The following is a 19941-nucleotide window of genomic DNA, read 5'->3' as shown; positions in this document are numbered from 1 at the left end:
GCATCCGGCGTGAACGGCGTGTGACGGGCCGGGACCGGTCTTGGGCGGCGGCGCCGGGCAGGGGGAGGATGAGGGAGACCACCAGCAGCGACAGCGGGAGGAACCAGCGTGAGCGCGACGGACGACACGGCCAGGGGCGTCACCGGCGAGGACGAGGTCGTGGACCTCTGCCGCGAGCTGATCCGGTTCGACACCAGCAACTACGGCGACCACTCGGGTCCGGGTGAGCGCAAGGCGGCCGAGTACGTCGCCGAGAAGCTCGCCGAGGTGGGGCTGGAGCCGAAGATCTTCGAGTCGCACCCGGGCCGCGCCTCCACGGTGGCCCGCATCGAGGGCGAGGACCCGTCCCGGCCCGCGCTGCTCATCCACGGCCACCTCGACGTCGTACCGGCCAACGCGGCCGACTGGACCCACGACCCCTTCTCGGGCGAGGTCGCCGACGGCTGTGTGTGGGGCCGGGGCGCCGTCGACATGAAGGACATGGACGCGATGACCCTCGCGGTCGTCCGTGACCGGCTGCGCTCCGGGCGCAGGCCGCCGCGCGACATCGTGCTCGCGTTCCTCGCCGACGAGGAGGCGGGCGGTCTGTACGGCGCCCGGTATCTGGTCGACAACCACCCCGACCTCTTCGAGGGCGTCACCGAGGCGATCAGCGAGGTGGGCGGCTTCTCGTTCACGGTGAGCGAGCAGCGGCGGCTCTATCTGATCCAGACGGCCGAGAAGGGCATGCACTGGATGAAGCTGACCGTCGCCGGCACCGCCGGGCACGGCTCGATGATCCACCGGGACAACGCGATCACCGAGCTGTCCGAGGCCGTCGCCCGGCTCGGCCGGCACACGTTCCCGGTACGGGTCACCAAGACGACCCGGGCCTTCCTCGACGAGCTCGGCGACGCGCTCGGCACCGAGCTGGACCCCGAGGACATGGAGTCGACGCTCGCCCGCCTCGGCGGTATCGCCAAGCTGATCGGCGCGACCCTGAGCAACACCGCCAACCCGACCCAGCTGGGCGCCGGGTACAAGGTCAACGTCATCCCGGGCGAGGCCACCGCGCACGTCGACGGGCGCTTCCTGCCGGGGCACGAGGAGGAGTTCCTCGCCGACCTCGACCGGATCCTCGGTCCGAAGGTGCGGCGCGAGGACGTGCACTCCGACAAGGCCCTGGAGACCTCCTTCGACGGGGCGCTGGTGGAGGCGATGCAGTCCGCGCTGCTCGCCGAGGACCCGACCGCCAAGGCCGTCCCCTACATGCTCTCCGGCGGGACGGACGCCAAGTCCTTCGACGACCTCGGCATCCGCGGCTTCGGCTTCGCCCCGCTGAAGCTGCCGCCGGAGCTGGACTTCGCCGGGATGTTCCACGGTGTCGACGAGCGGGTGCCGGTGGACGGGCTGCAGTTCGGGGTACGGGTGCTCGACCGCTTCATCGACGCGTCCTGATGGGCAGCATGTCCTGAATTCGCCCAAGGAAACGAAACTCCAATATTCGCCAGCGTGTGCGGACGTGACTGGGAAGAGTGAATGCGACCATAAGCTCGTAGCCCGATTACTCCCTCCTCGTTACTGGTGGTGTGATCCGCTAATCAGGATCGCTTTGCCAACAAGGAGGAAATAGTGATCAAGAAGGTCGTCGCCGCTGCCGCTGCCACTGGTGGTCTGGTTCTCGCGGGCGCGGGCATGGCCGTCGCCGACTCGGGTGCCCACGGTGCCGCCGTGCACTCCCCGGGTGTCGCTTCCGGCAACGTGGTCCAGGTGCCCGTGCACATCCCGGTGAACGCCTGCGGCAACACGGTCTCCGTGATCGGGCTGCTGAACCCCGCCTTCGGCAACACCTGCATCAACAAGTGACGTCAACCCGCTGAGGGGTCGTCCACACCGTCGGCCCCGGAGCGCGCGCCATGCGCTCCGGGGCCGACCGGTCTTTTCGCGCAGAGCCGGAAGGTCGCGCAAAAAGTCGAAGGAAAAGCCGAAGAAAGCGAAGACTCGAACGACTCCAGAAGCTGGAATCATGCGAGACGTTCGGGAACAAGAATCGAAAGCAGGGATTCAGTAATGCGACACGTCACCCGCAAAAGCCTCATGACCGTGGCTGCGGCCACGGGGGTGATCGCAGCCGCCGGCGGCTACGCCCACGCCGCCTCCGGCGCGAGCGGGTCCGCCTCACACTCCCCGGGCGTCCTGTCCGGCAACACGGTGCAGGTGCCGGTGGACGTGCCGGTGAACGTCTGCGGCAACACCGTCGACGTCATCGGCGTCCTCAACCCGGCGGTCGGCAACGCATGTGCCAACGACAGCGATGGCAGTGGTACGCCGGGCGGCGGGTACGGCGACGAGGACGGCGCCGGCGGTGGCTACGGGGACGACCAGGGCCCCGGCGGCGGATACGGCGACGACGACAGCGCCGGCGGCGGCTCCGGTGCGCACGGAAGCTCCGGGGGCGCGCACGCGGGCGGGTCCACCGCCGGTTCGCCCGGTGTCGCCTCGGGCAACCACGTCCAGGTGCCCGTCCACGTGCCGGTGAACGTCTGCGGCAACAGCGTCGACGTCGGCGGCGTCCTCAACCCGGCCACGGGCAACGACTGCACCAACGACAGCGGCTCGGGAACGCAGCCCGGCACCACCCCGGGCGGCGGCCAGGAGACGCCGGGCCGGCCCGGCAACCAGGGCCCCGGCACGTCGGGCGACTCCGGCCCGTCCCGGGCCCAGGGGGCGTCGTCCACCGCGGACCATGTGACGCCGGCCGGTGCCTCGACCGCCCGCCAGCCCGTCCGGGCCACCACCGCTCAGCTCGCGGCCACGGGCAGCGAGCTGCCGATGGGCGTCGCCCTGACGGCCGGTGCGGGCGCGCTGCTCGCGGGAGCCGTGCTCTACCGCAAGGCGCGGCCCTCGGCCTAGTCCGCTGAAGGACCAAGTCCCTTACCGCAGGGCACATGTGATCAAAGTGCGGCGCCACAGCCCCGGTGCGCCGCACACAACGGAGTGGGCCCCGTCTCGGCGGGGCCCACTTCCTGTCCGCTGTCTCAGCTCACCACGTGGCTCGCACCTGGCGGATGATCCGCCGCCGCAACCGCACCCTGCGGCTGCCGTCGCGCAGCAGACTCAGACGATGCAACTCCCAGTTTCCGTACTCGGCATGGTCCGTCAGCAGACGTGTCGCCTCCTTGCGGGATACCCCGCGCGGTACGTACACGTCGACAAATTCGTATTCCGGCATCGCATCTATTGTGCGGGCTGGGGCCCGGTACGGATAGCGTCTGCACTATGTCTGATGCTGCGCAGCCCACCGCTGCCGAGGTACGCGCCGCCGCCCAGGCGGTCAAGACCGCGCTCGACCGCCACCTGGCCGCGGTCGAACGCAGGACGGGGGAGGACGACCCGGCCGTCTACGAGGCGTTCAACCAGCTGGCCGCAGCCGCGGAGGCGTACGACGAACTGCTCTACGACCGCTACGACGAGGTCACCCCCTTCGAGATCCCCGGTGCGGAGGACTCGCTGCCGCCGTACGCGGGCCCCGAGGAACCGAACGCGCTGAGTGTGCTGATCCGCCGCGACTACGCCGTGGTGGAGCCGCAGCGGCTGCTGGCGCAGGCGCAGCGGGTCGAGGCGGCGGAGTTCGAGGACGGTACGGACGCGGAGGCCTCCGGCACGATCCACGGTGCCCTGGGCCTGCTGTTCGGCGAGTTCGAACCGGATGAAATCGCCTCCCGGCACAAGGAGTTCGGTCTGGAGGAGGGCGACTCCACGTTGTGGGTCCTGGCCGCCGACGAACCGGCCGATCCGGGCGAATGGCTGGAGACGCCCTTCGAGCAGCTCGACTTGCAGCGGGTGGTCTGCCGCTTCGACGTCAGCTCGGTGTTCGACGAGGACATCGAGGACATCGACGACGTCGAGGACGGGGAGGACGGGGTCGAGGACGATCTCGACGCCGACCTGGAGGAGGACGAGGACCTGGAGCCGCTGGACGTGGACCGCGTGGACCGGTAGCCCGGGCCCGCCCGTCTCGACGGCGGCGGTGACGGAGGGGCCCCCTCCGTCACCGCCGCCGTCCCGTTCTCCCGTCCGTCAGCCCGCCGCCGGCACCTGGGTGCGCAGCAGGACGGGCAGCCGGGTCGTCCGGGGCTTCGCCGGGACCTCGGCGACCGCTCTCGGCAGGGCCTGCTCGACACCGTGGACCACGGACAGATGGCGCTCCGCCCGGCCGAAGGCCGTGTAGACCCACGGGCGGGAAAGGGCCTGCGCGGCGTCGCCGGGGAGCACCACGACCGCCGCGGGCCACCGGGCGCCCACCGCCTGATGCGCGGTCAGCGCCCACCCGTGCCGCACGGTCTGCTCCACCCGCTCGCGCGGTACGACCACGGGCGCGCCCGCACAGGACAGATGCAGCCCCTCCGCGTCGGCCTTCACCACCCGGCCCGGCACCGTACGGCCCGGGGCGGGGGAGTAGGCGATGCGGTCGCCGGGGTCGAAGCCGCCGAAGCGGCCGGGGCCGGGGTTGAGGCGTTCCTTGAGAGCGGCGTTCAGCGCGCGCGTGCCGGCCGCGCCGCCGTGGCCCGGGGTGATCACCACCGTCTGCTCGGGGGCGATGCCGAAGGCCCGCGGCACCGAGTCCGCGACGAGCTGCACGGTCCGGTGTACAGCCTCACCCGCGTCCCGCACCGGCACGATCACGATCTCCTTGCCGGGCGCGTCCACCTGGTTCAGCTCGCCGATGCCGACCCCGGAGACCAGCTCGCCCAGAGGTCCCGGATCGGGCGTGCGCGAGGCGACCTGCGGGCACACGCGTGCGGCGAGCAGGTCGGCGAAGACACGGCCGGGGCCCGCCGACCACAGCAGCGCCGGGTCACCGCTCAGCACCAGCCGGGCTCCGTCCGGGAGCGACTCCACCACCATCGCGGCGGTCTCCACGTCGAGTTGCGGCGCGTCCAGCAGGATCAGCAGGTCGAGATCCAGGGCGCCGTCGGCGTCGCGGCCGGGGCCCTCGGCGCCGGAGAGGAGGCCGGGGAGGGTGACGACGGCGCCGTCCCCCTCGTCCGCCGCGTCCAGGAGTGCCGCGAGCCGGCGCCGTCCGTCCGGTGTGTGGCAGGCGGCGACGGTGCGCAGGCCGAGGGCGCGGGCGGCGGTGAGCAGGGCCGCCGGTTCGGCGCGAGCGGCCTCGCCGCCGGAGTGCAGCACCAGGCCGTGCCCCGCGACCGCGCGGATCAGCTCGGCCGCGCTGCCCGACGCCGAGGCCGCGGCCGGCTCCCACTGCGGGGAGGTCTCCTTGGGCAGGGAGTTGACCACCCGGGCCAGTCCGTCGGCGAGGCTCTCCTCCGCGAGCGCGTACCGCTCCAGACCGACCAGGACCCGGACGGGGCGGTCTGTCTCCTCGTCGTCCTCCTCGGACTGCCCGGAGCTGCTCGCCGTGGCGGGTGCGCCGGGCTCCTCCAGGGCGTCCTGGAAGACAAGGGCCTCGCCTTCCGCGAGCGTGCTCTGCACGGCCGCGTCCGCGTCCGGCACGCCCCGCTGGGCCAGCGCGGCCGTCAGCGTCGGCAATTCCAGGGCGGTGTGCCCGGCCAGGGCCGCCTGCTCCAGCAGCCACACCGTCACCGCGCGGCCCCGCCGCTCGTCGTCCGGGGCGCACTCCGCGCCCAGCAGCGCCCGCGCGAAGCCGTCGGCCTGCTCGGGGCGTACGCCGGGGACGCGGAGCAGCTGCCAGGGGTCCTCGGCCAGGACGTCCTCGGCGCCCTCACCGAGCACTGCGGCGACCTGCGGTGCCAGCCCCTCGGGAGCGCCACCGCCGGTCAGCACACGCCGTACGGCGTCGACGGTCTGCGGGGCCGGGCCCGGCGCAGCGGCCGCAGCGGATTCGGCGGCCACCGGCTGCGGGCGGCGTACCGGCTCCGGGGCCGGGCGGCGAGGGGCCGGCTCGGCCTCGGCGAAGACGGTTGCAGGGGGCTTCTGGCCACCCTCCACGGCCCGGACGGCCGCGAGCAGGTCGGCGGCCTTCCCACTGAGCTTGGCCCCTGCCTCGACGGGCGCCTTCTTCTCGGCCTTGCGCCGCTCGATCCGCTCCCGCTCCAGCTTCTGAGCGGCGAGCTCGGCCTGCGCCTCGGAGAGCTGGGCAGCGCCCTCGCCCCCGCTGTCGCCGCTCGCGGAGTCCGCCTCTTCGGAGCCCGCGGCGGCCTCCGAGCCCACCGCGGCTGCCGAGTCCGCCGTAGCCGCCGATTCCGCTGCGGCTTCCGCCGCGGCAGCGTCTGAGCCCGTGGCGCCCCCCGAGTCCGCCGCAGCCTCCGACTCCGCTGTCGCCCCCGAGCCCTCGGCACTCGAACCCGCCTGCTCCGAGCCCGCGGCGATCCCCGAGCCCGCGGCGGCTGCCGAGTCCGCCGCAGCCGCCGGGTTCGCCCCCGCTTCCGAGCTTGCGGCACCTTCTGGGTCCGCGGTGGCCCCCGAGCCCGCGGCGGCCGCCGAGCTCTCAGCGTCTCCCGAGTCCGCAGGGGCCGAGTCCGCCGCAGCCCGCGCGGCAGGGGCGGCGTCCGTCAGGGAGGCGGCGTCCGGTGTCCCCGGGGCGGGGTTCTCCGTGGTCTCCGGCTCCGTGCTCACAGGGTGCTCCAGTCGTGATCGGGATAGCGGTGCACGGGCGCCGACACGTCGTCGAGCGCCCGGCAGATCTCGTCAGGAAGACTAAGGGCCTCCACTGACAATGCCGCCGTGAGCTGCTGCGCGGTGCGCGCGCCGACGATCGGGGCGGTCACGCCGGGCCGGTCGCGGACCCAGGCGAGGGCGACCTGGAGCGGGGTCACCGCGAGCCCGTCCGCCGCGGTCGTCACCGCGTCCACGATGCTGCTCGCGGTGTCGTCGAGGTACGGCTCGACGAAGGGCGCGAAGTGCTCCGAGGCGCCGCGGGAGTCCGGGGGCAGGGCGTCGCCCCGGTACTTGCCGGTGAGGACGCCCCGGCCCAGCGGGGAGGAGGGCAGCAGACCGATGCCCAGGTCCAGCGCGGCGGGCAGCACCTCGCGCTCCACACCGCGCTGCAGCAGCGAGTACTCCATCTGCGTACTGGCCAGCCGGGTGCGCGTGCCCGGCGCGGCGAGCTGCCAGGTGGCGGCCTTGGCGAGCTGCCAGCCGCAGAAGTTGGAGACGCCGGCGTAGCGGGCGCGGCCACTGGCGACCGCGATGTCGAGGGCCTGGAGGGTCTCCTCCAGCGGGGTGTCCGGGTCGAAGGCGTGCACGTGCCACACGTCGACATGGTCCGTGCCGAGCCGGGTGAGCGAGGCGTCGAGGGCGGCGAGGAGGTGCCCGCGTGAGCCGTCGAAGCGGCGGTCCGGGTCGGGCACACTGCCCGCCTTCGTCGAGATGATCAGATCCCGGCGCGGAACCAGGCCTTCTATGAGCCGTCCCAGCAGGTACTCGGCCTCCCCGTCGCCGTACACGTCCGCCGTGTCGACGAGGGTGCCGCCCGCCTCCCAGAACGTCTTCAAGAGGTCCGCGGCGTCATGCTCGTCGGTGTCGCGGCCCCAGGTCAGGGTGCCGAGCCCGATGCGGGACACACGCAGGCCGGTGCGGCCGAGATGCCTCTGCTCCATGGACGCCGAGATTACTGGCCAGAACTGGGCCGTGGGTTGCCTGTGGATAACCGAATCTCCGCGCGTCACCCTCGCATCCCTGCCCCCCCGGGCCCCGTTGCCCGCAGGTCGCACACTCCGCCCCGATCCGCGCGACGCTCACCACATCGCCCTCCCAGGCCCCGGACCCCCGCGCTAAGGTCGGGGCGACAGCGTCGTTACTGATCAGTAAGGGGAATCGGCCATGCAGCTCGGGATCAACCTCGGCTACTGGGGTGCCGGAATGGACGCGGACAACCTGGCCGTGGCCCAGGAGGCCGACCGGCTCGGGTACGCCGTGTGCTGGGCCGCCGAGGCCTACGGCTCGGACGCGGCCACCGTGCTCTCGTGGGTCGCCGCCCAGACCGAGCGCATCGACGTCGGCTCCGCCATCTTCCAGATCCCGGCGCGCCAGCCCGCGATGACCGCGATGACCGCCGCCACCCTCGACTCGCTCTCCGGCGGCCGCTTCCGCCTCGGCCTCGGTGTCTCCGGCCCGCAGGTCTCCGAGGGCTGGTACGGCGTCAAGTTCGACAAGCCGCTGTCCCGCACCCGTGAGTACGTGGAGATCGTCCGCAAGGCGATGACCCGGGAGCGGCTGTCGTACGAGGGCGAGCACTGGACGCTGCCGCTGCCGGGCGGTCCGGGCAAGCCGATCAAGCTGACCGTGCATCCGCAGCGCGAGCACATCCCGCTGTACATCGCCGCCATCGGGCCCAAGAACCTGGAGCAGACCGGTGAGATCGCCGACGGCGCCCTGCTGATCTTCCCGTCCGCCGACCACCTCGAGGACACCACGATCAAGCACCTGCGCGCGGGGCGCGAGAAGGCCGGCAAGACGCTGGACGGCTTCGACGTCTGCCCGACGCTGCCGCTGGCCGTCGGCGCCGACAAGGACGTCGAGCAACTCGCCGACACCTTCCGCCCGTACACCGCGCTGTACGTCGGCGGCATGGGCAGCAGCAAGCAGAACTTCTACAACCAGCTCGCCCGGCGCATGGGATACGAGAAGGAGGCCGCCGAGATCCAGGACAAGTACCTGTCCGGCGACAAGCAGGGCGCCGCCGCCGCCGTCCCGCACGAGCTGATCGACAGGACGACGCTGCTCGGGTCCGTGGACCGCATCGCGGACCGGATGCGGCAGTACGCGGCGGCCGGAGTCACGACCCTGAGCCTCGCCCCCGCCGGCTTCACCCTCGACGAGCGCCTCGCCTCGCTGCGGGCCGGTGCGCAGGCCCTGGAGCTCGCCGGCCTGGCGTGACGGACGGTCGCCGACGCAGCTGAGGGGAGAGGGATTTCAGCGGCCGTGGTGGGGGCTCGGGGGTCTTCCCCGCCACGGCCGTCACGGAGAACAACGCGCCGGGACCCGCGCGGTTACGCCTCCGACGCGACGGGGGTGCTCATCCTTTTGGCGGAGTTGTCCGACATAGCTGTTGCAGCACACATGGCCCCGCATTTGACTCGTTCTTTGCGGAATCCCGCGGAATCCCTCGGGATGCAGAGAGGTGCCTCACGATGCTTTCGGCCAAGAGCCTGTTCCAGGAGATCCTCGACAACGACGAGTCGTTCCGGCTGTTCTGCTCCATCGCCGCCAGCGGCGAGTCCCAGGGCGGCTGGGAGAACGCCCGGATCGCGGCGCTCGTCCCGCAGAGCGAGCGCGCCCTCGCCCCCAAGATCACCCGGCACGGCGCCGACGAGGACAAGCACGGGCGGATCTTCAACGCCCTGATGAAGAAGCGCGGCCTCGAACCCGTCCCCGTCCCTCCCGAGACCGACTACACCATGCTCCTGGAACAGGGCGGCATCGGACTCGCCCACGACAAGCTCAAGGCCGACCAGCCGCTGACCGTGCAGGACGTCGTCACGTACCTCGCCCACAGCCGGGTCACCGAGCAGCGCGCCTCCGAGCAGATGGAACTGCTCCGCAAGCACTTCGCCGACCATCCCGACCTCGGCCGCGCCGTGAAGATGATCTCCCACGACGAGGACAACCATCTCGCCTACTGCCACGAGGAGTTGCTGCGCTTCGCGCGCGCGGGGCACGGCCGGGCCATCCGGCGGACGCTGCGCGAGACCGCACTCGCCGAGATCCGCATCTACCGCGACGTCAGCCTCGCTGTCATGTCCCACATGGGCCGCATCCTCGGCTGGTCCCGCCCCAAGGCGGCCGTCCTCGTGGCCGGCATCCACGCCGTGTACGCGTGGGAGCGGTGCGCGGGCTGGCGGCGGATGGTCTCCCTGAAGATGCCCGAACGCCGCGACGCCCTGGGCGGACCGACCACCACCGCCCCCGGTTTCGCCTGACCCAGGGCCTTGGGGAAGACGGGCCCCAGGGCCTGTCCGGCGGATCATGCCGCAGACGCGGGGCTTGGCACGCCCTCCCCCACTCTCGGCTTCGCTCGAGCGGGAGGTGCCCCCACCGGCGTTGTCGTCGGTTGCCGACTCCCCCACGCTCGGCTTCGCTCGCGCAGGGGGACCCCCATCGCGTCGACGCCCTCCTCCGCCTTGCAGCTGGACGCACCAAGCCCCGCTCACCTGTGCTGATGAGTCATCGCCGGTTTCCTGCGACCTGACCCGCCGGACAGGCCCTAGAGCCACCCCCGCCGCTTGAACAGCCGGTACAGCGACACCTCCAGGGCGGCCATGAGCGCGATCACGGCCGGATACGACCACGTCCAGCGCAGCTCCGGCATGTGGTCGAAGTTCATGCCGTAGACCCCCGCGATCATCGTGGGGACCGCGGCCATGGCCGCCCACGCGGAGATCTTCCGCATGTCGTCGTTCTGCCGGACGCTCATCTGCGCCAGATGCGCCGACAGGATGTCCGACACCAGCCGGTCCAGGCCTTCCACGGACTCGTTCACGCGCGCGAGATGGTCGCTGACGTCCCGGAAGAAGGGCCGTGCCTTGTCGTTCACGAAGGGCAGCGGCGAGCCGAACGCGCCGGTGCCGGCGAGCCGGGACAGCGGGGGCGCCAGCGGGCCGGTCGACCGGCGGAACTCCAGGACCTGCCGCTTGAAGGTGTAGATCCGGGACGCGATGTGCCGCGAGCCGCCGCCGTCCGGCGAGAACACCTCCGCCTCCAGCTCCTCCAGGTCGGTCTGCAGCTCGGTCGCCACGTCCAGGTAGTGGTCGACGGTCGCGTCGGCGATCGCGTAGACGACGGAGGTGGGTCCCTTCGCGAGCATCTCCGGCTCGTCCTCGAGGCGGCGCCGAACCGCCGCCAGCGGTGAGCCCTCCCCGTGCCGGACGGTCACCACGAAGGAGTTGCCGAGGAAGACCATGACCTCCCCGGAGGAGACGGTGTCGCTCTTCGGCTCGTACACCACCGGCTTCAGCACCAGGAACAGCGAGTCGTCGTAGACCTCCAGCTTCGGCCGCTGGTGGGCCTTCAGGGCGTCCTCGACCGCCAGCGGGTGCAGCGCGAACTCCTGGGTGACGTGGTCGAACTCCTTCTCGGTGGGTTCGTGCAGCCCGATCCAGACGAAGCCGCCCGCGGCCCGCGCCTCCGCCAGCGCGTCGGAGAAGTCCTGCGGGCCTTCCGTGCGGTGCCCGTCCCGGTAGATGGCGCAGTCGACTATCACGGAGCGCATTCTCCCTTCCGCTGTTCACCTGTGCTTCCGGGCGTACCCCTACCCTGGGCGGCATGCCCACGCTGATCCTCGTCCGCCACGGACGTTCCACCGCCAACACCTCCGGAGTGCTCGCCGGCTGGACGCCCGGCGTCGCCCTCGACGAGCGCGGAGCCGAGCAGGCCGCCGCGCTGCCCGGGCGGCTCGAGGGACTGCCGATCGCCGAGGTCGTCGTAAGCCCCCTGGAGCGCTGCCAGGAGACGATCCGGCCGCTCCTCGACGCCCGCCCCGGGCTGCCCGTGCACACCGACGAGCGGATCGGGGAGTGCCACTACGGCGACTGGTCCGGACGCAAGCTCGCCGAGCTGAAGGACGAGCCGCTGATGGAGGTCGTCCAGGCGCACCCCTCCGCAGCCGCCTTCCCCGGGGGCGAGTCCATGCGGGCCATGCAGACCCGCGCCGCCGAGGCGGTGCGCGAGTGGAACGCGCGCGTGGAGCGCGACCACGGCGCCGACGCCGTCTACCTCATGTGCTCGCACGGCGACATCATCAAGTCGCTCGTGGCGGACGCACTCGGGCTCCATCTCGACCTCTTCCAGCGGATCTCCGTCGAACCGTGTTCCATCACCGCGATCCGTTACACCCGCCTGCGGCCCTTTCTGGTGCGCCTCGGGGACACCGGTGACTTCGCCTCCCTCGTGCCCCGCGAGGAGCCCCCGGAGCAGGACGCGACGGTCGGGGGCGGTGCGGGCGCACCGTGATCGTCGGCCGCAGTAGGGTGAAGCGGTCCACATACGCGCGTTCACGCATGGACGTTCACGTACCCACGATTCCCAGGGAGACAGGACGTGTCCCGTCAGGTGTTCCTCTACGACCCCCCGGACCGCTTCGTGGCCGGTACGGTCGGACTGCCCGGGCGCCGTACCTTCTTCCTCCAGGCCACCGCCGGCTCCCGAGTGACCAGTGTGGCCCTGGAGAAGACCCAGGTCGCCGCGCTCGCCGAGCGCATGGACGAGCTGCTGGACGAGGTCGTACGCCGTAGCGGCGGAAACGCCGCCGTGCCGGCCATGGCACCCAGCGAGATCGCCGACACCGCCCCCCTCGAGACCCCGATCGAGGAGGAGTTCCGGGTCGGCACCATGGCCCTCGCCTGGGACGGCGAGGAGCAGCGCATGATCGTCGAGGCACAGGCCCTCGTCGAGCTCGACGCCGACTCCGAGGAGGACCTCGCCGAGGCCGAGGAGCGGCTGCTCCAGGACGAGGAGAACGGGCCCCCGATGCTGCGGGTCCGGCTCACCGGCGCCCAGGCGAGAGCCTTCGCCAAGAGAGCCCTCGACGTCGTCAACGCCGGCCGGCCGCCCTGCCCGCTGTGCAGTCTGCCGCTCGACCCGGAAGGACACGTATGTCCGCGCCAGAACGGATACCGCCGCGGGGCGTGACGACCGCCGACCCGGCCTCCGCCGAACTGCTCGCGCGGGGCGAGCTGACCGTGCGCGGGCGCATTCGTGACGCCTCCAACGCGGCCCTGTACTGCACCGTCGCCCACGAGGGCCGCGAGGCCACCTGCGTCTACAAGCCCGTCGCCGGGGAGAGACCCCTGTGGGACTTCCCCGACGGCACCCTCGCCCAGCGCGAGGTCGCCGCGTACGCCGTCTCCGAGGCGACCGGCTGGGGGCTCGTACCGCCCACCGTGCTGCGGGACGGGCCGTACGGCGAGGGCATGTGCCAGCTGTGGATCGAGGCGTCCCCGGAGGACGGGCTGCTCGCCCTCGTCGACGGGGAGGAGCCCGAGCCCGGCTGGAAGGCGATCGGCTTCGCCGAGGTCGGCGAGGGACAGACGGCTCTCCTCGTGCACGCCGACGACGAGCGGCTGCGGCGGCTCGCCGTCCTCGACGCGGTCATCAACAACGCCGACCGCAAGGGCGGCCACCTCCTGACGACCGTCGCCGGACAGCTGTACGGCATCGACCACGGCGTCACCTTCAACGTCGACAACAAGCTGCGCACCCTCCTGTGGGGCTGGGCGGGGGAGCCCCTCACCGGAGAGGCCGTCGAGGTCCTCAAGGGCCTCAAGGGCACCCTGGAGCCGGGCGGCGAGCTGGCCGCCACCCTGACCGCCCTCGTCACCTCCGCCGAACTCGACGCCACGCGCGCGCGTGTCGACGCGCTGCTGGACTCCGGCCGGCATCCGGAACCCAGCGGCGAGTGGCCGGCGATCCCCTGGCCGCCCGTCTAGGCCTGTCCGGCGGATCCCGCCGCAGACGCGGGGCCCGGCACGCCCTCCCGCTCTCGGCTCGCACAACCTCGCGCTGGGGGACTCCCCGCGCCCCCGCACACCCCGGCTCGCGAGGCACCGTCACTCTCCCGCGACCTGATCCGCCGGACAGGCCCTGGCCGACGGAGACCCGCCGGAGCCTTCGCAGCACGCGGACCGGAATGGTGCAAGAGCGCCTTCCCGGCCACTTGGCCAGCTCCGGTTCGTATACGGAACTTCCGTCCGGTTAGGCTCATGACATGCATGCCTGGCCCGCTTCCGAGGTCCCCGCCCTGCCTGGTCAGGGCCGCGACCTGAGGATCCACGACACCGCGACCGGCGGTCTGGTCACCCTCGACCCCGGTCCCGTCGCCCGTATCTACGTCTGCGGCATCACGCCGTACGACGCGACCCACATGGGGCACGCGGCGACCTACAACGCGTTCGACCTGGTTCAGCGCGTGTGGCTCGACACCAAGCGGCAGGTTCACTACGTCCAGAACGTCACCGACGTCGACGATCCCCTCCTGGAGCGGGCCGAGCGGGACGGCGTCGACTGGGTCGCCCTCGCCGAGAAGGAGACGGCCCTCTTCCGCGAGGACATGACCGCCCTGCGGATGCTCCCGCCCCGCCACTACATAGGCGCCGTCGAGGCGATACCCGGCATCGTGCCGCTCGTCGAGCGCCTGCGCGAGGCCGGCGCCGCCTACGAACTCGAAGGGGACATCTACTTCTCCGTCGAGTCCGACCCCCACTTCGGCAAGGTGTCCCACCTGGACGCCGCCGCGATGCGGCTGCTCTCCGCCGAGCGGGGTGGCGACCCCGAGCGGCCCGGCAAGAAGAACCCCCTCGACCCGATGCTGTGGATGGCGGCCCGCGACGGCGAGCCGAGCTGGGACGGCGGATCGCTCGGACGCGGCCGGCCCGGCTGGCACATCGAGTGCGTCGCCATCGCCCTGGACCACCTCGGCATGGGCTTCGACGTCCAGGGCGGCGGCTCCGACCTCGCCTTCCCGCACCACGAGATGGGCGCCTCCCACGCCCAGGCCCTCACCGGCGAGTTCCCCATGGCCAAGGCGTACGTCCACGCCGGCATGGTCGCCCTGGACGGCGAGAAGATGTCCAAGTCCAAGGGCAACCTCGTCTTCGTCTCCCGGCTGCGGCGCGACGGCGTCGACCCCGCCGCGATCCGGCTCACCCTCCTCGCCCACCACTACCGGGCCGACTGGGAGTGGACCGACCAGGTGCTCCAGGACGCCGTGGACCGGCTCGGGCGCTGGCGCGCCGCCGTCTCCCGGCCCGACGGCCCGCCCGCGGAGGCGCTCGTCGAGGAGATCCGCGAGGCCCTCGTGAACGACCTCGACGCCCCGGCCGCGCTGGCCGCCGTCGACCGCTGGGCCGCGCTCCAGCAGGAGCAGGGCGGCACGGACACCGGCGCGCCCGGTGTGGTGTCGCGGGCGGTGGACGCGCTGCTGGGTGTGGCGCTGTAGTCCGTCGGACCTGTGAGAGGGGCGCTTTCTCCCGCGGGGAGGAAGCGCTTTTCTCACTTGCCCGGTGATCCGCCGTCAGGGCTGCGGGAGACGCCTGTCATGTGATGGGGTGTGAGCGATTGCTGACCGCTTCGCCGGCCCCGGCCGGCTCCCTTGCGGAAGGACGCACAGTGGCACCCACAGAACGGTCCTTGTCCCGCAGAACTCTTCTCACCACGGCCGCCGCCGTGTCCGGCGCGGCCCTGATCGGGGCTACCGGCGCCACCGCCCACGCCGCCGAGACGCGCGGCACGGCGTGGCCGACCGGATTCCCGCTGCCCGACGGCTTCCAGCCCGAGGGCATAGCCATCGGCACCCGCCCCTCCGCCTACTTCGGCTCCCTCGCCAACGGTGACGTGTACCGGGCGAGCCTCGCCACCGGCCGCGGTTCCGTCGTCGTCCGGGGCCTCGGCGCCGGGCACCCCACCGTCGGCCTGAGGACCGACCGGCACGACCGGCTCTTCCTCGCGGGCGGCGACAGCGGCGAGATCCGCACCGCCGACGCCCGCACGGGCGAGACCGAGCAGGTGTACGCCACCGGCGGCGCGTTCGTGAACGACGTGATCCTCACCCCGGGCGCCGCCTGGTTCACCGACTCCTTCAAGCCGCAGCTGTACAAGGTGGTCCTCGGCCGGCAGGGCGCCCCGCAGGGCGTGGAGACCGTGCCGCTGAGCGGCGACTGGGTCCAGGGCGACGGCTTCACCGCCAACGGCATCGAGCGCACGCCCGACGGCAGTGCCCTGCTCGTGGTCAACGCCTTCGCGAACGGCGGCAGCCTCATGCGCGTCGACCCGCGCACCGGAACGGCCCGCACGGTCGACCTCGGCACGTCCCGGCTCCCCAACGGGGACGGCCTGCTGCTGCTCGGCAGGACCCTGTACGCCGTCCAGCAGTGGCAGAACGCGATCGACGTGTTCCGGCTCGACGCGGCCGGCACCCGCGGCACGGCGATCGCCCGGATCACCGACCCGCGCTTCCGCATCCCGACGACGGTCGCGGCCTGGGGCGACCGCCTCTACCTGCCGAACGCGCGCTTCGACGTGGAGCAGCCGGCTCCCGACACCGAGTACGACGTGGTGGCCGTCAAGAAGGTGTGAGGCGAGGCCTGAAGCGAGGGGCGGTGCGCCTGAGCGCACCGCCCCCTCACTCCTCCGACGAATCCCCGTCGTCCGAGGTGTTCCCGTCGTCGGTGCCGTCCGTGCTGTCCGTGCTCTCCGCACTGCCGGTCTGCGGCTTCGGCGGCTTCGGCGGTCGGGTCCGCTCCCCGGGGTTCTCGCGGAGGAAGGGCGGGCCGTCGCCGCCGTCCGCGGTGGCGTGGCCGGTGGCCGGGCCGGACGGGCCGCCGTCCCGGCGCCGCAGGTACCGCTCGAACTCGCGGGCGATCGCCTCGCCCGAGGCCTCCGGAAGCTCCGCGGTGTCCCGGGCCTCCTCCAGCGTCTGGACGTACTCGGCGACCTCGCTGTCCTCCGCGGCCAGTTGGTCCACGCCCACCTGCCAGGCCCGCGCGTCCTCGGGCAGCTCGCCCAGCGGAATGCGCACGTCGATCAGGTCCTCCAGGCGGTTGAGCAGCGCCAGCGTCGCCTTCGGGTTGGGCGGCTGCGACACGTAGTGCGGTACGGCCGCCCAGAGGCTGACCGCCGGCACGCCCGCGTGCGTGCACGCCTCCTGGAGGACGCCGACGATGCCCGTGGGGCCCTCGTACTTGGTCTCCTCCAGGTCCATGCGGCGGGCCAGGTCCGCGTCGGACGTCGTCCCGCTGATCGGTACGGGACGCGTGTGCGGGGTGTCGCCGAGCAGGGCGCCCAGGATGACCACCAGCTCCACGCCCAGCTCGTGCGCGAAGCCGAGCAGCTCGTTGCAGAACGAGCGCCAGCGCATGGACGGTTCGATACCGCGGACGAGCACCAGGTCGCGCGGCTTCTCGCCGCCGACCCGCACCACCGACAGTCTTGTCGTCGGCCAGGTGATCTTGCGTACGCCGCCGTCCATGAACACAGTGGGGCGGTTCACCTGGAAGTCGTAGTAGTCCTCGGCGTCCAGCGCCGCGAACACCTCGCCCTTCCACTCCCGCTCCAGATGCGCGACCGCGGTGGAGGCGGCGTCGCCGGCATCGTTCCAGCCCTCGAACGCGGCCACCATGACCGGGTCGATCAGCTCGGGTACCCCCTCGAGCTCGATCACCCAGCGCCTCCTTCCGACGTGCCCTCGCCTGACCACCCAACCTTACGGCGTCCCGCGGGGGCGCCCGCAGCCCCCTTGCACGGGGGAGTGAACGGATCACTGCCCCGTTCGCCACGCCCGAACACCCTCGTTCCGGAGCCGCTCACAGGCTGGACCGCAGCCACTGCTCGACGCTCGCGATGTGCACGGTCGCCCATGACCGCGCCGCCTCCGCGTCCCGGTCGCGCAGTGCGGCGAGGATCGCCCGGTGCTCGCGCAGGGTGCCGGCGACGGCGTCCTCCTGGGTCAGTCCGCGCCAGATCCGGGCCCGGGTGGTGGGCCCGGACAGACCGTCGAGGAGCGAGCACAGCACCGAGTTGCCGGCGCTCTGCACGATGCCCCGGTGGAACTCCAGGTCCGAGGCGACGAGCTCCTCCACCGAGGGCTCGTCACCCAGCTTGTCCAACCGGGCGTCCAGGGCGTCCAGTTGCTGCTCACTGATGCGCAGGGCGGCCATCGCCGTCGCGGCCGGCTCCAGGATGCGGCGCACGGCGAGGAACTCCAGGACCGTGTCGTCACGGTGGAAGTCGACGACGAAACTCAGCGCCTCCAGGAGCAGTTGCGGATCCAGGCTGGTCACATAGGTGCCGTCGCCCTGCCGCACGTCCAGGATCCGGATCAGCGACAGGGCGCGCACCGCCTCCCGCAGGGAGTTGCGGGACAGGCCCAGCTCGGCGGCGAGCTCGCTCTCCTTGGGCAGCCGGTCCCCGGGGCGCAGCGCACCGGAGACGATCATGCCCTTGATCTTCTCGATCGCCTCATCGGTGACTGCCATGACCGGCCTCCTGTCATTCATCGCCCAGACATCGGATGTCTAGGTGTTCATTATGGGGGCTGATCACAGAAGTGCCTCCCAAACTGCGATCACCGCTTGATCGTCGAGGCTCGTACGGCCCGTCGTCCTCCTCCCACCCCACTGCTCCGTGAGCGGGAACGGCTTGCCCAGGTCCCGGGCCGCCCCGTCGTCGTGCCGGTCGGAGGGCAGCTCGGCCGGCCCCACGAGCCCGTACGCCGGAGAAGCGGGCGTGCGGAAGGGGCGGCTGCGTCGGCGGCGGCCGCCCCTTCCGTCGTTCCGGCCCCGGTGCGGAGGGGCCGCCCCCCGGTGCCGGCCCCGGTCAGGGAGTGGGCCGACACAGAGGCTTCTTCCGGTGCGCCTACTTCTTGTCGAGCAGGTCCTGCACCTTCGCCCGCACCTCGTCCGTGGCCAGGCCCCGGATCGTCAGCGTCGTCCGGCGGCGCAGCACGTCGTCCGCGGTCTCGGCCCACTCGTTGTCCCGGGCGTAGACGACCTGCGCCCAGATCTCGGGGGCGTCGGGGTGGACGCGCTCGCCCAGCTCCGGGTTCTCGTTCGCCAGGCGGGCGATGTCGAAGGCCAGCGAGCCGTAGTGCGTGGCCAGGTGCCGGGCGGTGTCGGCGGCCATGCGCGGGCCGGGCGCCGGGTGGTCGACGAGCAGCCGGTGGGCGACCGCGCGCGGGTTGGCGACACCCGGCAGCGGCAGCTTCTTCGGCAGCGAGGAGATCGGCTCGAAGTCGTCACCGAGCGGGTGGCCCGGCAGGGACTCCAGCTTCTGCATCACCGTACGGCCGATGTGCCGGAAGGTCGTCCACTTGCCGCCCGCGACGGACAGCATGCCACCCTTGCCCTCGGTCACCACGGTCTCGCGCTTGGCCTTCGCCGTGTCACCGGGGCCGCCCGGCAGCACGCGCAGGCCCGCGAAGGCGTAGGTGATCAGGTCCCGGTCGAGCTGCTGGTCCCGGATGGAGAACGCGGCCTCGTCCAGGATCTGGGCTATGTCCTTGTCGTTGACCGCGACCTCGGCGGGGTCGCCCTCGAACTCCTCGTCGGTGGTGCCGAGCAGGAGCATGTCCTCCCACGGGAGGGCGAAGGTGATGCGGTACTTGTCGATCGGGGTGGCGAGCGCGGCCTTCCAGGGGGAGGTGCGCTTCAGGACCAGATGCGCGCCCTTCGACAGACGGATCGACGGCGCGGCATTCGGGTCCTCCATCGTGCGCAGGTGGTCCACCCACGGACCGGTCGCGTTCAGCACCAGCCGGGCGTTCACGCCGAACTCGTCGCCGGACAGCCGGTCGCGCAGCTCGGCACCGGTCACCCGGCCCCGGGTGAAGCGCAGGCCGGTGACCTCGGCGTGGTTCAGGACGACCGCGCCCGCCTCGACGGCCGCGCGGACCGTCATCAGCGCCATCCGGGAGTCGTTCATCTGGTCGTCGCCGTACACGGCCACGGCCTTGAGGTTCTCGGTGCGCAGCTCGGGCACGTCCTGCGCGGCCTTCGACGGCGAGAGCAGGTGCCCCACGCCGTCGCCGAACGCCGACAGTGCGGAGTAGGCGAAGACACCCGCCCCGAGCTTCGCCGCGCCGTGCGGCCCGCCCTTGTACACGGGGAGGTAGAACGTGAGCGGGTTCGCCAGGTGGGGGGCCACCTGGCGGGAGACCGCACGGCGCTCGAAGTGGTTCTCCGCCACCAGCTTCACCGCGCCGGTCTGCAGGTAGCGCAGACCGCCGTGGAGCAGCTTGGAGGAGGCGGAGGAGGTGGCGCCGGCGAAGTCGCCGGCGTCGACCAGCGCCACCCTGAGCCCGGACTGCGCGGCGTGCCAGGCGGTGGAGATGCCCAGGATGCCGCCGCCGATCACGAGAAGGTCGTACGACGCCTTGGCGAGCTGCTCCCGGGTCTCGGCGCGGCTCGGGTTGGAGCCGGAGGCCGGGCGCGTCCCGAGGGCAGGCACGGACTGCAGGGTGGACTGACTGGTCATATCGGGTTCTTACTCCTC

Annotated in this window: 18 protein-coding genes; 11 read left to right on the top strand and 7 right to left on the bottom strand. The window is 72.2% G+C overall.

Features of this window, described 5'->3' with window-relative positions; all coding sequences use genetic code 11:
• The first annotated feature begins 108 nt into the window (after positions 1-108).
• The 3 genes from IE263_RS16205 (at position 109) to IE263_RS49735 (ending at position 2892) form a co-directional block, all read left to right on the top strand.
• Complete coding sequence (locus tag IE263_RS16205) at positions 109-1437, top strand: M20/M25/M40 family metallo-hydrolase (protein ID WP_189936898.1); 1329 nt, start codon at positions 109-111, stop codon at positions 1435-1437.
• Between the two features lie 174 nt (positions 1438-1611).
• Positions 1612-1845 (top strand): chaplin ChpH, encoded by a 234-nt coding sequence (gene chpH, locus IE263_RS16200; RefSeq protein WP_189936896.1) that lies wholly within the window; start codon positions 1612-1614, stop codon positions 1843-1845.
• 204 nt (positions 1846-2049) lie between these two features.
• Complete coding sequence (locus IE263_RS49735) at positions 2050-2892, top strand: chaplin (protein WP_189936894.1); 843 nt, start codon at positions 2050-2052, stop codon at positions 2890-2892.
• Positions 2893-3022: 130 nt separating this feature from the next.
• On the opposite strand, the gene IE263_RS16190 is transcribed toward IE263_RS49735, so the two are convergent.
• Entirely contained in the window at positions 3023-3211 is a 189-nt protein-coding gene (locus IE263_RS16190; RefSeq protein ID WP_189936891.1) for a DUF5703 family protein, read from the bottom strand.
• Positions 3212-3258: 47 nt separating this feature from the next.
• Between IE263_RS16190 and IE263_RS16185 the strand changes: the two genes are divergently transcribed.
• Positions 3259-3981, top strand: coding sequence for a hypothetical protein (locus IE263_RS16185; protein WP_189936889.1), 723 nt, complete (start codon positions 3259-3261; stop codon positions 3979-3981).
• A gap of 78 nt (positions 3982-4059) precedes the next feature.
• Here IE263_RS16185 and IE263_RS16180 read toward each other — a convergent pair whose 3' ends face one another.
• Entirely contained in the window at positions 4060-6576 is a 2517-nt protein-coding gene (locus IE263_RS16180; RefSeq protein WP_229911005.1) for a helix-hairpin-helix domain-containing protein, read from the bottom strand.
• Entirely contained in the window at positions 6573-7559 is a 987-nt protein-coding gene (locus IE263_RS16175) for an aldo/keto reductase (RefSeq protein ID WP_189936881.1), read from the bottom strand. Before IE263_RS16175 ends, IE263_RS16180 begins: the two co-directional genes overlap by 4 nt.
• A gap of 223 nt (positions 7560-7782) precedes the next feature.
• Between IE263_RS16175 and IE263_RS16170 the strand changes: the two genes are divergently transcribed.
• Complete coding sequence (locus tag IE263_RS16170; protein WP_189936879.1) at positions 7783-8838, top strand: LLM class F420-dependent oxidoreductase; 1056 nt, start codon at positions 7783-7785, stop codon at positions 8836-8838.
• Between the two features lie 254 nt (positions 8839-9092).
• Positions 9093-9881: a ferritin-like domain-containing protein gene (locus tag IE263_RS16165; protein ID WP_189936877.1), complete on the top strand. Its 789-nt coding sequence runs from the start codon at positions 9093-9095 to the stop codon at positions 9879-9881.
• Between the two features lie 284 nt (positions 9882-10165).
• Here the strand turns inward: IE263_RS16165 and corA are convergent, their stop codons facing one another.
• A complete protein-coding gene (gene corA / locus IE263_RS16160) occupies positions 10166-11161 on the bottom strand; it encodes a magnesium/cobalt transporter CorA (RefSeq protein WP_189937019.1) in 996 nt (331 codons plus the stop codon).
• A 62-nt stretch (positions 11162-11223) separates the two neighbouring features.
• Between corA and IE263_RS16155 the strand changes: the two genes are divergently transcribed.
• The 5 genes from IE263_RS16155 to IE263_RS16135 all read left to right on the top strand — a co-directional run bounded on the left by IE263_RS16155 (position 11224) and on the right by IE263_RS16135 (position 16029).
• A complete protein-coding gene (locus IE263_RS16155) occupies positions 11224-11910 on the top strand; it encodes a histidine phosphatase family protein (RefSeq protein ID WP_189936875.1) in 687 nt (228 codons plus the stop codon).
• Positions 11911-11997: 87 nt separating this feature from the next.
• Positions 11998-12588 (top strand): DUF3090 domain-containing protein, encoded by a 591-nt coding sequence (locus tag IE263_RS16150; RefSeq protein WP_189936873.1) that lies wholly within the window; start codon positions 11998-12000, stop codon positions 12586-12588.
• Positions 12552-13385: an SCO1664 family protein gene (locus IE263_RS16145; RefSeq protein ID WP_189936871.1), complete on the top strand. Its 834-nt coding sequence runs from the start codon at positions 12552-12554 to the stop codon at positions 13383-13385. Before IE263_RS16150 ends, IE263_RS16145 begins: the two co-directional genes overlap by 37 nt.
• Positions 13386-13663: 278 nt before the next feature.
• Positions 13664-14893 (top strand): cysteine--1-D-myo-inosityl 2-amino-2-deoxy-alpha-D-glucopyranoside ligase, encoded by a 1230-nt coding sequence (mshC, locus tag IE263_RS16140; protein ID WP_189936869.1) that lies wholly within the window; start codon positions 13664-13666, stop codon positions 14891-14893.
• Between the two features lie 170 nt (positions 14894-15063).
• Positions 15064-16029 carry an SMP-30/gluconolactonase/LRE family protein gene (locus IE263_RS16135; RefSeq protein WP_189936866.1) on the top strand — a complete coding sequence of 322 codons (966 nt, stop codon included), beginning with the start codon at positions 15064-15066 and terminating at the stop codon, positions 16027-16029.
• 46 nt (positions 16030-16075) lie between these two features.
• Here IE263_RS16135 and IE263_RS16130 read toward each other — a convergent pair whose 3' ends face one another.
• The 3 genes from IE263_RS16130 to IE263_RS16120 all read right to left on the bottom strand — a co-directional run bounded on the left by IE263_RS16130 (position 16076) and on the right by IE263_RS16120 (position 19923).
• Positions 16076-17113 (bottom strand): PAC2 family protein, encoded by a 1038-nt coding sequence (locus IE263_RS16130; protein ID WP_189936865.1) that lies wholly within the window; start codon positions 17111-17113, stop codon positions 16076-16078.
• Between the two features lie 142 nt (positions 17114-17255).
• Complete coding sequence (locus tag IE263_RS16125; protein ID WP_189936863.1) at positions 17256-17927, bottom strand: FadR/GntR family transcriptional regulator; 672 nt, start codon at positions 17925-17927, stop codon at positions 17256-17258.
• A gap of 379 nt (positions 17928-18306) precedes the next feature.
• Entirely contained in the window at positions 18307-19923 is a 1617-nt protein-coding gene (locus tag IE263_RS16120) for a glycerol-3-phosphate dehydrogenase/oxidase (protein ID WP_189936861.1), read from the bottom strand.
• Between the last annotated feature and the right edge of the window lie 18 nt (positions 19924-19941).

Origin of the sequence: Streptomyces aurantiogriseus, assembly GCF_014649375.1 — a bacterium.
Classification (GTDB): Bacteria; Actinomycetota; Actinomycetes; order Streptomycetales; family Streptomycetaceae; genus Streptomyces; species Streptomyces aurantiogriseus.
This window is presented reverse-complemented; position numbering and strand designations above follow the sequence as displayed.

Bases quoted from the DNA above. Each gene is read 5' to 3' on its own strand.
- IE263_RS16175 (WP_189936881.1), bottom strand. From the start codon at position 7,559: ATGGAGCAGAGGCATCTCGGCCGCACCGGCCTGCGTGTGTCCCGCATC.
- IE263_RS16155 (WP_189936875.1), top strand. From the start codon at position 11,224: ATGCCCACGCTGATCCTCGTCCGCCACGGACGTTCCACCGCCAACACC.
- IE263_RS16165 (WP_189936877.1), top strand. From the start codon at position 9,093: ATGCTTTCGGCCAAGAGCCTGTTCCAGGAGATCCTCGACAACGACGAG.
- IE263_RS16190 (WP_189936891.1), bottom strand. From the start codon at position 3,211: ATGCCGGAATACGAATTTGTCGACGTGTACGTACCGCGCGGGGTATCC.
- IE263_RS16145 (WP_189936871.1), top strand. From the start codon at position 12,552: ATGTCCGCGCCAGAACGGATACCGCCGCGGGGCGTGACGACCGCCGAC.
- IE263_RS16125 (WP_189936863.1), bottom strand. From the start codon at position 17,927: ATGGCAGTCACCGATGAGGCGATCGAGAAGATCAAGGGCATGATCGTC.
- IE263_RS16120 (WP_189936861.1), bottom strand. From the start codon at position 19,923: ATGACCAGTCAGTCCACCCTGCAGTCCGTGCCTGCCCTCGGGACGCGC.
- IE263_RS16185 (WP_189936889.1), top strand. From the start codon at position 3,259: ATGTCTGATGCTGCGCAGCCCACCGCTGCCGAGGTACGCGCCGCCGCC.
- mshC (WP_189936869.1), top strand. From the start codon at position 13,664: ATGCATGCCTGGCCCGCTTCCGAGGTCCCCGCCCTGCCTGGTCAGGGC.
- IE263_RS16170 (WP_189936879.1), top strand. From the start codon at position 7,783: ATGCAGCTCGGGATCAACCTCGGCTACTGGGGTGCCGGAATGGACGCG.
- IE263_RS49735 (WP_189936894.1), top strand. From the start codon at position 2,050: ATGCGACACGTCACCCGCAAAAGCCTCATGACCGTGGCTGCGGCCACG.